The organism is Paenibacillus sp. J22FR21 (genome assembly GCF_056269135.1).
On sequence record NZ_JBWDNJ010000012.1, the window covers coordinates 17,263 to 29,605 of the forward strand.

The following is a 12,343-nucleotide window of genomic DNA, read 5'->3' on the forward strand; positions in this document are numbered from 1 at the left end:
GAAAGCGGATTCATTTCTTGTATTCATCATAGCTCACGCCTCTCTCAGGAAATATCCAAATAAGCGGACATTCATGTTTGAAAACGCTCTTTTTCAGGTGAAACAGCTGTCATGCCGGTGAATTAGAAAACCCGGATCGTTATCCGGGTTCGTGCTGCTCAGGCCATATGGATTGAAGCGTCCAGACCTGCAGCGAACGGAACGTGACGCTGCCGCTGCCTGCTGCAAAGACGCTGATTCGATCGCTGTCCGGCAATAACGGATATATCCGTGCAGACATACTGGATTCATAGCCGGCGAATACCTCCAGTAAGGAGTGGTCCAATAAAATATGTACGATGGCCGTATCTCCGATCTGCCAATCGATCTTCCCCTGCAGCTCCATGCGATGTGTCGAAGGTGAAAGGCTTGAACGAGAGCGGTCTATAGTAAAACGCTGCTGACTTGGATCAAATAGAATGCGCGTGGATTCTTCATCATGCTCCCCATGCAGCAGCTTGAATCCAAAAGTTGAGTCCGCATCCGTCAACTCGATTTCTGCAAGCAGCTCGAGCGCTCTCCCCCTCGTCCTCAGTGTCCGTGTTTGGCCGCTGCTCAACGTCAGGTCGCTTGTGCTCTCGCGCTCTCCGCGCAGCTGCTCGAGTTCCTTGACCGGCTCCATGCGGAGTGCGCCGTCCTCTGTCAGCGACAGTACCCGGGGAACGGTTAGCGCTCCAGCCCAGCCCTTCGCCCCTTCGAATTCTCCACGCGCAAATTCGGGCATCCAGGCCCAAAGTAATTTTCGCCCCTCGCCTTCCTCCATCACATTCGGTGCATAGAAGCCTTCCCAACCGCTGGGATCAAGTATCCCATGCCGCTCAGGCGTGAATGTAAAGTCGTCGTTTAACGTACCCGTATAATAGCGAACGGCGTCCTTAGGCGAATAGATCAACACATATTTGCCATCCAGCGGGAAGAATATTGGGCACTCCCATAAATACTCTTCTGTGCGCTGAGCTTCCATCAGCTTGTTCAGCAGCTTCCATGACTTCAGATCATCCGAACCATAGATCATGGCACAGCCTTTGCCGTCATGTTTTCCACCGATGACCATCAGCCAGCTTTCCTCGTGTTTCCAAATGTAGGGGTCGCGCCAATCGCGGATCTTCAGTTCACCATGAACGTCCTTAGAGAGAACCGGATTACCCGGATACTTGTTCCAGGTCATCATACCGTCCGTGCTCGCAGCCATCCATTGCTCTGCGCCATCTTCGTATCCCCGCTCCTCGCCGCTGCCAATGCTTGTGTAGAACAAGGTTGGAACGCCTTCCGGTCCGATCACGGCGCAGCCCGAGAAACAATGCTCTTCCCCTAGTTGCATCGAAGGGGTTAGCGCGATCGGAAGATGTTCCCAATGGACTAGATCCTTACTCTTCGCATGACCCCAATGAATCGTTCCCCATGCATCACCATTTGGATTGTATTGATAGAACATATGGTATTCTCCCTCATAATAAAGCAGGCCGTTAGGATCGTTCATCCAATTGCTCGGCGGCAAAAAATGATAGATCGGACGATAGAGATTCATATTATGTTTGCTCCTTATATCCATAGTGAGACAGACACCATCATCATAGAGCACATCATTCGAACTCGAATATATTAAAAAGCGGTTTTTCATGCTGCATTCCGTTCCATTTACTGAGAAACGACAAAATGCCTGTCACTATGCCGAGGAGGCATAATGACAGGCACTTCATAAATTAGGATTAAAGGGAGCGTGGATAGCAGTGTCGGATGCTTATTTCACGGTTTTCAGCACCAGCACCCAGTCATTCCCTCGGCCGCTGATCGGCGGCGTGAACGTTGCTTCCCCGCTGTTGTCGTACTCGCCGATTGCGCCGTGTTCCCCTGTCCGAGGATCGAACCACGAAGCTTCAATGCGATTTCCTCCCAAGATACCGAGCGCCGCACGGAATGGCAGACCGTTCGGGCTGTAGATAAAGCCATAATCTTCGCCGCGAGTAGCAACCATGTAGTTAGCGCCTTCGTAGTTCTCGGCAATCAAGCTTTGATCCGGTACCCGGTCAAAGTACGACACCGATTCAATCAGATCGCGCACATGCTGCATTTGCTGCGCGCCCGGACGGTGAATTGCTTGTCTCCAGTTCATAATGAAATACGGTTCCGGCTTCGTTGTCATCGACCAGATGGAATGGTGCCCGTACGTATGTCCCAAACCACCGGAGAACACCGCATAATACGCACCAGTACGCACATCCGCTTGATCAAAGTAACCGTTTGCCGCTTTAAAATTGATCGGATGATCCTCATAGCATGGCTCTGCATCGAAGGTCGGCTTAACCGGCAGCTTATTGTAATCCGCACTTACATGCTTATAATTGACGCGAATGATTTCATGATGACCGGATTGAATCATATTAAAGTCGAGCCATGAAGCATCATGCATATGGCGCGAAGAAGACGAATCACCGCATGGATGATACGTAATCAAATTGCGTCCGCCATCCCCTTCACGCAAGCCAGCTGCCAGCGCGTTATTCACTTCGAAATGCTCGATGGTTTGCAGTGGACGGTCACCGCCCAATACCCAAATGATGTTCGAACGATCCTTGTACCGCTCACCCAGCCACTGTCCGTAGACTCTTGCATTATCACCATTGAAGATGGCCGGCCCTTTGCCCCAAGCAACATTATATTTATCGCCCCATGTAGGCAGGAACGCTACGTAGATGCCGTACTCCGCCGCACGATCCACAACATAATCAACATGGTTCCAGTAGTTGTCATCTCCGTCAAGATCAGGCAAAGTCGGATCATACTGACCGTCAGCATTCTGCTTAAGCGGACGACGTCCGTAGAAGTTATCGACGGTCAAACCCTCAAACTCCGCCAATGCAACGATTTGCACAACGTTAAACTTCTGCTGCGCTCTAGCTCTCAAATATTCATCCGCATCCTCGCGGCTTAATCTATGAAACAGCTCCCAAGCCGTATCCCCAAGCCAAAAAAACGGCGTACCGTCCGCTTGCATCAAAAACCTCTTGTTATCGCTGACCTTTAACTGCTGCAACGTGCTCGACATCCTCTTCACTCACGCTCCCGGTATAAGTTATTGATTGGCATTTTCTCGTTGTACCCTCAGCCTATCATATATTATTTATGTACACAATATGTATACAATATATTAGTTGGGAGATTTGTGGGGGAAAGTCGCAGGGCTGTTAGGAAGGTGGTTCGGGGATGATTCGGAGAGAGATCCGCTCACTGCTCCCCCTTAACATAAAGAAGCCCCACATCCACTCTACCTGCCGCGCACACCGAACTACTTCCCCCTCATCACACTCACATCGTAAGCGGTATATCCGCTTTCGTAAAAGGAATCGGGCGTCTGATCGACCGGTTTGGATGCTGAGAGTTCGATTTTCCGACTCTCAACCAACATTTCAGGCTTTTCGAGTGCTGAGAGTTGGTTTTTTCGACTCTCGGCTCCACACTGCAAGATTGAACGTTTAGTTAGATTTCCAAACTCTTGGCCCCCGCCGCGAGGTAAAACGACCGCTTCGGAGCTAGAGTTACTTTTCCCGTCTGCACCGCTACTCCAGATGCACGCCGCTTGTTCGCTGCTCGAGCATTTCACGGACGATTGTGCCCATATGAGCTCCTGCTTCAACCGGCGCCGTTCCTCCGGCATGAATGTTGGATAGTACGGTTCGACTGCTCTCGACCGTTCCGGCGCGCGGCCGGTAGCACATGTAGGCGCTCATCGATTTCGACGAGACGAGCCCCGGCCTTTCCCCAATCAGCAGGACTAGCACCTCCGGTTCCAGCAGGTCGCCAATGTGATCCATCACGGCAACCCGTCCCCCGCGTACGAAGAACGGCGTCCCAGTGGAAAGTCCCAGCTCGCTAAGCGAATCGAGTAAGGAAAGATAGACATCGGCCAAATTAGCATTCACCGCATTCGCGCTGAGGCCGTCAGAGACGACGATTTGCACCTGTGGCCGCCTTTTGCACCTCTCCAAGATGACCCCAGCTCCCTCTTCCGTAATGACGCGGCCCATATCGGGACGTTTCAAATAATTCTCCGTATTTACGAAGCAGGTCTCGACCGCAAAAAGCTTGTATTCATCCAACAGCGTCTGGCTGACGCTCCCATAGATAGAGTCCACTGCAGCAGCATGGTCACAGCGAAAATGGAGCCACTCTCTCGTAAGCGGCCGAGTGCCTGCCCGCCATACACCGATACGCGCAGGCGTACTCGCAACCAACTCCGTCATGCCTTCCTCCCATTTGGGACTCGGCACCCGAGAGGTGCGGATGCCACCGAATGCATCTTCCACCGTTGGACCTTCTACATAACCTTCGACCGAACCTCCAATGGATTCTCTGTCCTCGGGGGGCTGCGATTGTAATTGTGACTGTGACTGTGACTGCGATCGAGAGTGAGTTTGTGACGGTGATTGCGATTGTGACTGTGACGCCGACTGCGATTGCGGCTGTAATTGTGTTTGCGACGCCGATTGCGACTGCGATGGTGCCAGAGATCGCGATGGCAGCGACGACGAAGCTATGCGTTTCTCCAGTTCAGCCATAACGCGGTCAACCAGTTGCTCCACGGATATTTTCGAATGCATGCCCGCACCTCCTTTGCGCGATCAAATTATGAAGAGGCTCGGATCGCCCGCCAGCGGCGTCAGCCTGCCATTCTCCATCAAGCCCATTCGGACGAGCCACTTCTCGAACTCCGGTGCCGGCCTTCGCCCAAGTGTCTCCCGAAGCGTAGCGATATCGTGGTAACTCGTAGATTGATAGTTGAGCATGCAATCGTCAGCCATCGCGACACCGATGATAAAGTTCACGCCGGCTGCCGTAAGCAGCACAGCCAAATTATCCATATCGTTCTGATCCGCCTTCATATGGTTCGTGTAACACACATCGACCCCCATCGGCAGTCCATGCAGCTTTCCCATAAAATGATCCTCAAGCCCAGCGCGAATGACTTGCCTGCTATCGTAGAGGTATTCCGGGCCGATGAATCCGACGACCGTATTGATCATGAAAGGCTGATATCTTCTTGCAAGTCCGTAACATCTAGCCTCTAGCGTCACCTGATCCACGCCGTGATGAGCTTCACTGGAAAGCTCCGACCCTTGCCCGGTTTCAAAATACCACAGGTTCGGCCCCGCTCCCGTCCCCTGCTTATGAATCAGCTCATGCGCCTCATCGAGAAGCTCTACGCTAATGCCGAACGCACTGTTCCCTTTCTCCGTGCCGGCTAGACTCTGGAACATCAGATCCGCCGGCGCGCCGCTGCGAATCGCACGCATTTGCGTTTTTACATGGGCTAAGACGCAGTTCTGCGTAGGGATATTCCACTTGGTCATCTCTTCCTTCGTCGCTTCGAGCAGGCTCTTCACACTGTCAGCCGTATCGATAACCGGATTGACGCCGATGACCGCATCCCCAATGCCGTAGCTTAACGCTTCGAACAAGGAAGCTCGAACCCCTTGAATACTGTCCGAGGGGTGATTCGGCTGCGCGCGCCCTGCGAGGACACCTCGCTGACCCATCGTACTGTTGCAGCTCGTGATGATCTCCGCCTTCGATGCCGCTTGAATCAGATCCAGATTGCTCATCACCTTCGTAACGGCTGCGATCATCTCGCTTGTTAAGCCGCGGCTCAGTCGGCGCAGCTGCTCTTGTCCGGTATCCTGACGCAGCACGTATTCCCTCAACTCGCCGATGCTCCAATTGCGGATTTCAGCGAAGATCCGCTCGTTAACCGCCTCTTCTATAACCCGGGAAACCTCGTCCTCCTCGGGTGCAATGAGCGGATGATCGCGAAGATCGCCAAGTGTCAGCTCGGAGAGCACCAGCTTCGCGGCCATTCTCTCTTTGGCATCCTCTGCAGCGATCCCCGCCAGCTGATCCCCTGACTTCTCCTCATTCGCCTTCGCCATAACGGACTTCAAATCATGGAAGCGGAACGCCCTCCCGAACAGGTTCGTCTTCAGCCTCATCCTTCTATCCCCCCTCGGACCCGCCAAGCTCTGACGCAGGCTGGAAAACAAGTGTCTTGATCATTACAGGGAGCATCCTACCAGGCAACGGTTCCCCCAAATCGATATAATCGCCATGCATCACCGTAATTTGATCGATGCTAATAATAGATAGCCGCTTCTCCAGCAGCTTTCGGAGCGATTGTCCAAGCGCCTGCGCCATATCATGCTCACATACAACGACCAGTACCTCTGCTGAAGCAAAATATTCCAAATACCCCTGGCAAATCGCCGCAGCCAATCTCTGTACCGAAGCATAGGAGATTTCTTTCATCCCTCGCACAGCAAGCGCAAAAGGAATCGAAGCCTCCTTGTCATAGAGGCCTGCACATACTCGCATTGCATCCGTTACCCTACCCGCAAGCACGTCCTGATTCGCGAGGATAACATCCGTCAACTCATCAAGCCGATATACCGGCAAGTTCCGAATCGGAAGCGAATGCGAAGCGTCGAGATAGATGGTCGCTCCGCTAATCTCTGTGCTTTGCATCCCTGCACCGATAACGGTAGCTCGTACGGTCTGATTCGGCTTCCCCATTGCAGTATGGTAATGATGAGCCATTGCGTCCTTAATCTCATGTGCGAGCAGAGGTCCGATATCGCCAAACGCGGCAACCTCTGCCATCGTCGTCGGTTTCGGAAGCTCCATCAATAGTCCAATGCCGCCCGAAACCATCCATTCCTCGATTACCGGCAAGTCTGCTCCCTCCACCTGCTTATCACCGCCGCCGACAAGGAGCTCCCGCAATGCCGGATCATATTCTTCGCGCGGCAAGCCACCACCTGCCACATAGTCCAGCATGCAGCAGCTCATGTCTTGGCAAATCCCCGCCAAGGCTTCGAAGCTAATGGATTGTCCCTGTTCGATCCCATACCCTCTCGATGTGAGCCACGGCCGGATTGATGGAGATACCGCCGTAACCCTCCCCATCGTATCTAACTCTATCAATCTGCCACCGACATGAAACGTTACCGTCTTAATGGTCCGTCCCCGCCGAAATATCGCAACATTCGCAGTGCCTCCGCCAATATCCAGGTTGGCCACCGCTCCTTTGGTTTGCATGGATCGCAGATCCGCTCCCGCTCCCCGTCCCGCAAGCAGCCCTTCCAGATCCGCTCCGGCCGCAGCTACAACGAAATCGCCTGAACGCTCAGCAAGCCGCTGTACGATTTCGCGAGCATTCCGCTTATTCGCAGTCTCGCCTGTAATAATGACAGCGCCTGTCTTCAGCTCGGCAGGACGTATTCCTGCATGATGATACTCCGCCATAATTATGGCCCAGACGCCGTCCGCATCCAGCTCATCCCTGCCTGAGAGCGGCGTGCTATACATCGGACTTGCATACACCAACTGCCGCTCCACAATTTCATAGCGGGGGATCGAAACCGCACTAGAGGTTCGCTTCAGTCGCAGCCTACTTACGATCATCTTGGTCGTGCTCGTTCCGATATCGATCCCGACACTCGTAATCCACTGCTCCTCCATAGCGGCTCACGCATATCCGTCGCGTTCAATGATACGTACAGCCAGCTCAGACAGCGGAACTCGCTCGGTCATGCTGTGGGCTAGGATGCGCTGGTAGGCGGCAGGTTCATCCAAGCCATGCCGCTTCATTACAATTCCTTTGGCTTTCTCAATGAGCTTTCGTTCCTCCAGCGTTTGTTGAAGCTGCCTTATATCTTGCTTTAATCCATCTAACGCTGCCTTCTGACCTAGCGCGATTTCCACGGCCGGGATTAGATCCGCCTCCGATACCGGCTTGACCAGATAAGCGACCACGCCTGCGTCGCGTGCCTGCTGCACAAGCTCCTTCTGGCTGTACGCCGTAAGCAGCAGCACAGAAGAATACTGCATGCCGCGAATGATCATCGCTGCTTTGATCCCGTTCATGACGGGCATCTTCACATCCATGATTACGAGATCAGGCTTTAACGTCGCGGCAAGCTCAATCGCTTCTTGACCGTTCTTCCCTTCGCCTACAACGGAGTAGTGCTCTTCCTCCAGCATTTCGCGAATATCCAACCGAATAATCGGATCATCGTCAATAATGACAATCGTTCTGCTCACCGTTCATCCTCCTAAGCGGGAATGTGATGTCAACCTGTGTGCCAAGCGAACTGGAAGACAGCTCGAGCGTGCCGCTAAGATTTTCGATCACCAGCGTTTCGGAGATTTGGAGACCGATATGGCCCTTCCTCTCACCAAAGTCAGCTCCGCCGCATCGCATGCCTACCCCTGTATCCGAAACCCGAACTCGTCCAGACTCACCAAGGAGCGCCAGCGAAACTTCGATTTCTCCTGTGCTTCGCTCCGCGAACGCATGATTGACGCAATTTTGCACGAGCTCGTTTAGTACAAGTCCCAGTGTCATGGCCTGCTCTGCCGATAAAATAAGCTCATCTCCGCCTATATTCGTTGTTATCCGCTGATCCGGTTTGACGGAAGAGGAGATGATGGTTTTCACGATTCGGGCCGCAACATCATGGAATGGGATCGTCTCCATCCCATCGAAAGCCAGCGTCTCGTGGATTACAGCAATACTGTTAATCCGATTGATGCTATCCAGATAGACATTCCGGACTTCCTCGTGTTTCGTTCTTCGCATTTGCAGCCGCAGAAGTCCCGCTACCGTTTGCAGATTATTTTTGACCCGGTGATGAATCTCCTTGATGACGGCCGACTTGACGAGAAGCTGCTTCTCCTTCGCCTTCAGCTCCGTCAAATCCCGAATCAGAATAAAACCGCCTACGATGCGATGATTCCGCTGCAGCGATAAGGCTTTCAGCTCCAGCGCCACATGCTTCTGCTGAAATTCACTGCGATAGACGCCGGTATGCTCTTGCTTCACGACGCTGCTCAGTTGACCGCCGAACAAATCGCCAATCGAAATCCCCTCAATTACGCCGGTATAGCCGATGTCCTTGAACAGCTTGGCAGCCTGTGCGTTCGTATAAGTCACCTTGTGCCTATCATCGAACAGCACGATGCCCTCTTGCATCAAGGACTGCATCCCGCCTTCGGACATCGCAAGCGAGAGCAGGGTTTCGCCCAGCTGCTCATTCGTTTCCAGCAATCGCTCGACATTCCGCTCCTGCTCGACATGCTTGGATATATCCGATTCCAGAATGAGCGCGCCAATAACTTTGCCTTGTTTGGAGCGGATCGGCACCACGTTCTGCTGCATGGCGATTCCTTCCTGCGAGGTGCCGCGCGAGCCTAACATCGGTTTGCCTGACAAGAGACAGAACATCACGGCAGGCTCATTATGAAAATGGGCAAATTGGCCGACAACGGAAGTCTTGTACAGCGAAGCCGCAGTCGTCGGATGCGCCTGCGCAACAACGAGCGCCGTGCGTTCATCGGTGAGCGGGCAATCTATAAAAGCATCGGATTGGGACGCATCGGCAATCCACTGCAGATGGCGCGCCAAATCCTCAATCGTTTCCATGTCAGCAATTGGCATCGTTGTATGGCTGCCGCACAATTCTCTAACCATACCCATCACCGCTCGTCACTCCTTACACGCGATTGAACGAAGCTTTACGCGAAGCTCCTCGATTCCTTGAAGCTGCAGCGATGAAGTGAAGAAGATTTCACTTCCTAGCGAGAGAGATTGCCGCAGCAGCTTGGCCGCCCTGTCGCCATCCGCACCTTCAGCGTCCATCTTCGTGATGACGCCGATAGCCGGTATAGGGAATCCGCTTGAGAATCCGGGAGGAAAATAGTTCCTCACCCGCGTCGCATCTTGAACCAGCACGAGCGCGCACGCCTCAAATGATGTAGCCATTAAAGCGCGATAGTAGAGCGGGTTCTCGCTGTACTCGCCGGGCGTATCGATCAGCCAATCTCGATAGACGAGTGACTGCGTCTTCAGTGCGGGTTCCTGCTCGCCGAACAGCCTTTTAATCAACGTGGATTTGCCCGAGCCGATCGCGCCGATCATCATAATCTTCCTCGCGGCTGCCAGCATCATGATCGCGTCAAAGGCGCAATGGTAAATTGAAGCTTCTCAGCCAGAAAAATGTTCACCGCTTCGATCGCCATACTGACAGCCGATACTTCGCCAACGATTACTAGCGAACCGGTAAATCGGTCCAAGTAGCCGATGCTTACATGGGCTGCCTTCGTTGCGATATCTGCGGCGATGATGGCTGTTTCCGTTGGCGTCAGCGTCAGGATGCCGATGGCGCTCGCTTCTTCAATGCCAAGCTTCGTGTACAGCATCGGATCGGGATTGGCAATGACATGCGCGAGCGTCAACTGCTTGCCCGGCACATATTCTTGGATGACGCGCTGCTTCTGTGGCTCCATCATTCATCCTCCGCTCCATCTTCCGGCGCCACTACGTCGAAGCTGTCGACAATGCCGACAACCATAGCGTCAATCGGAACGTTCCTGCCGCCGAACAGCGCTCTTGCCGGGCTCCCGCGAGAAATAATCACATGCTCGCCTACGCCTGCCCCAATACGATCAACGGCGATAACCGCCATTCCTTGCGACTTGCCGGCAAAATCTACGGGCTGAACAACCAGCAGCTTCAGATTGTCCATCCCTTCCTCCTTCTGGGTCGCCCAGACGCTTCCGATCACCTTCCCGTAGAACATTGGCTGCTCACCCTTCATCCCGGATTTGGACAGCGATGCCTTTCTCTCTGAGCACATCTCTTGCAAGCGGCGATAGAATTGTCCCTCTCTTCACGAGAATGACCGTGGTGCGCTTGTTGCCGGCCATCCGATTCACCCAGTCAGCGGAAAGGAATTTCCCGTCGAAACGCGCTTGATGCTCCGATGAATCAGCGGTGGACTCGACGTGCTCATGCCTCTCATTAACAACTTCATCAGCAGTAGGATTTTCGTCGTTCCCAACCTTCTCGGCAGCAGCTCCACCTACCCGCTTTACAACCCATTCCGCCAATTCTTGTGCCGGAGCAAAGTCTACGCCGTACATGTGCATTTCGCTCTTGTAGTAGCTGAACAGCTTCTGATACGGCATGGGCAATGCCAGCTCCTTGAGCGTGCGCCGATCGGAGCGCGAAAGTCCGGAACCGTCGTCACCCACGACCACAAACTTCCCCATGACGAGCGCCGCGAAAATAATTTCCGACCTCACCGTCCCCTTCATGCCAAGCGCAACTCGTCCGGCATCCCCTACGTCAATCTCCGGAATGACGATGCCATCATAGCCCATCGGAATTTCAATCGGAGCCGGCGCGGATTCGTCTATAGCGATCGTACTGCCAAGCCCGCTTGACTCTACTTTATGCATGCCAAGCCATCCCGATGTTACGCCATCGAGAAACAGCCGATCATATTGAATCCCGTTCTTCTGCAGCAGGATAAAATGATCCCGATACGCTTCGTGAGCCATACTATCGCAGAATATGTACAACACCTTAGGAGGCGGCTCGGCTGCTTGCGCCTGCATCGTGCCGACAAGCTCACGGATGATCGATTCCACCAGCTGTTTCATCTCCACCTGACTCACCTCCTCGTACCGAAGCCTGCGTTTAAGATGCCGTTCTTCCCGATAACTCTTACCCGATCTCCCGTTTCCAACCCGGCAGCATTCGCTTCATCCCGGTCGATGTGCAGCTCAAGCGCGAATCGTTCATCCACTCGCACCACGACATCCGGAAAAATAACCGGTCGTTCCGAGTCCGTCTGCAGCATTAACTGATCTCCTTGGACAACCTGATAATCCGCCGCTTCCGCTTTTGACATATGCACATGCCCCTTCGCTATGATTAGGCCTTCCTGAAGGACGACTACACCGGATGGCCCGATAATCGTTACACCGGATGTGCCGGCGATGTCCCCGGACAGTCGGACTGCGGGCTGAAGTCCAAGCTGGTGGCCATCCGTTCGGGAAATCTCCACCTGCGTAGCAGCGCGAAGCGGACCTAGTATACGAACATTCGTGATGGCACCTTTAGGACCGGCGATAGTGACTGTTTCCTTGGCTGCGAACTGCTTGGGCTGGGACAGCTCTCTGAGCACTTGCAGCATATATCCCGTGCCAAAGAGGGCTTCGAGATGCTGCTGGGAGAGGTGCAAATGGCGGCCAGATACACCAACAGGGATCACTCGATCTGCCGTTGTCCCTTCGGGCAAATTAGCTGCCGCTTTCACGGCGTCCGACAATTTAAGCAGCGGAATTCCCCGTGCTTTCAAGAAATCAGCAGCGGCCGGCGTCACTTTGTCTCCCGGTTCAACCGGATAGGGGTTCGGGAGTCCCCTAGCCAGTGCCGCGCGCAGCGATGCTTCGGTAATGAGTCTCATAG

Annotated in this window: 13 protein-coding genes; 1 reads left to right on the forward strand and 12 read right to left on the reverse strand. The window is 53.6% G+C overall.

Annotated elements, in window-relative coordinates:
* Nucleotides 1-139 precede the first annotated feature (139 nt).
* The 3 genes from AC0YNS_RS28795 to eutC form a co-directional block, all read right to left on the reverse strand.
* Entirely contained in the window at nucleotides 140-1,567 is a 1,428-nt protein-coding gene (locus AC0YNS_RS28795) for a glycoside hydrolase family 32 protein (RefSeq protein ID WP_475784365.1), read from the reverse strand.
* 213 nt (nucleotides 1,568-1,780) lie between these two features.
* Nucleotides 1,781-3,085 (reverse strand): glycoside hydrolase family 140 protein, encoded by a 1,305-nt coding sequence (locus AC0YNS_RS28800; protein ID WP_475784366.1) that lies wholly within the window; start codon nucleotides 3,083-3,085, stop codon nucleotides 1,781-1,783.
* A gap of 511 nt (nucleotides 3,086-3,596) precedes the next feature.
* On the reverse strand, nucleotides 3,597-4,382 hold the full coding sequence (eutC, locus tag AC0YNS_RS28805; protein ID WP_475784493.1) for an ethanolamine ammonia-lyase subunit EutC: 786 nt from the start codon (nucleotides 4,380-4,382) through the stop codon (nucleotides 3,597-3,599).
* A gap of 35 nt (nucleotides 4,383-4,417) precedes the next feature.
* Here eutC and AC0YNS_RS28810 point away from each other — a divergent pair, with 35 nt between their 5' ends.
* Nucleotides 4,418-4,597 (forward strand): hypothetical protein, encoded by a 180-nt coding sequence (locus tag AC0YNS_RS28810; protein ID WP_475784502.1) that lies wholly within the window; start codon nucleotides 4,418-4,420, stop codon nucleotides 4,595-4,597.
* A gap of 61 nt (nucleotides 4,598-4,658) precedes the next feature.
* Here AC0YNS_RS28810 and AC0YNS_RS28815 read toward each other — a convergent pair whose 3' ends face one another.
* The 9 genes from AC0YNS_RS28815 to AC0YNS_RS28855 are packed head-to-tail and all read right to left on the reverse strand — an operon-like array spanning nucleotide 4,659 to nucleotide 12,341.
* Nucleotides 4,659-6,023 carry an ethanolamine ammonia-lyase subunit EutB gene (locus AC0YNS_RS28815; protein ID WP_475784367.1) on the reverse strand — a complete coding sequence of 455 codons (1,365 nt, stop codon included), beginning with the start codon at nucleotides 6,021-6,023 and terminating at the stop codon, nucleotides 4,659-4,661.
* 4 nt (nucleotides 6,024-6,027) lie between these two features.
* Nucleotides 6,028-7,548, reverse strand: coding sequence for an ethanolamine ammonia-lyase reactivating factor EutA (locus tag AC0YNS_RS28820; protein WP_475784368.1), 1,521 nt, complete (start codon nucleotides 7,546-7,548; stop codon nucleotides 6,028-6,030).
* A gap of 6 nt (nucleotides 7,549-7,554) precedes the next feature.
* On the reverse strand, nucleotides 7,555-8,130 hold the full coding sequence (locus AC0YNS_RS28825) for an ANTAR domain-containing response regulator (RefSeq protein ID WP_475784369.1): 576 nt from the start codon (nucleotides 8,128-8,130) through the stop codon (nucleotides 7,555-7,557).
* Complete coding sequence (locus tag AC0YNS_RS28830) at nucleotides 8,105-9,565, reverse strand: sensor histidine kinase (RefSeq protein WP_475784370.1); 1,461 nt, start codon at nucleotides 9,563-9,565, stop codon at nucleotides 8,105-8,107. Before AC0YNS_RS28830 ends, AC0YNS_RS28825 begins: the two co-directional genes overlap by 26 nt.
* Before the next feature lie 9 nt (nucleotides 9,566-9,574).
* Entirely contained in the window at nucleotides 9,575-10,009 is a 435-nt protein-coding gene (locus AC0YNS_RS28835; protein WP_475784371.1) for a EutP/PduV family microcompartment system protein, read from the reverse strand.
* 23 nt (nucleotides 10,010-10,032) lie between these two features.
* Nucleotides 10,033-10,374: a BMC domain-containing protein gene (locus AC0YNS_RS28840; RefSeq protein ID WP_090981129.1), complete on the reverse strand. Its 342-nt coding sequence runs from the start codon at nucleotides 10,372-10,374 to the stop codon at nucleotides 10,033-10,035.
* The gene (locus AC0YNS_RS28845) at nucleotides 10,374-10,667 is read right to left on the reverse strand and encodes a EutN/CcmL family microcompartment protein (protein ID WP_475784372.1); all 294 of its coding nucleotides are present in this window, start codon (nucleotides 10,665-10,667) and stop codon (nucleotides 10,374-10,376) included. Before AC0YNS_RS28845 ends, AC0YNS_RS28840 begins: the two co-directional genes overlap by 1 nt.
* Before the next feature lie 7 nt (nucleotides 10,668-10,674).
* On the reverse strand, nucleotides 10,675-11,532 hold the full coding sequence (locus AC0YNS_RS28850; protein WP_475784494.1) for a hypothetical protein: 858 nt from the start codon (nucleotides 11,530-11,532) through the stop codon (nucleotides 10,675-10,677).
* A gap of 11 nt (nucleotides 11,533-11,543) precedes the next feature.
* A complete protein-coding gene (locus tag AC0YNS_RS28855; RefSeq protein ID WP_475784373.1) occupies nucleotides 11,544-12,341 on the reverse strand; it encodes a phosphate propanoyltransferase in 798 nt (265 codons plus the stop codon).
* Nucleotides 12,342-12,343 lie beyond the last annotated feature (2 nt).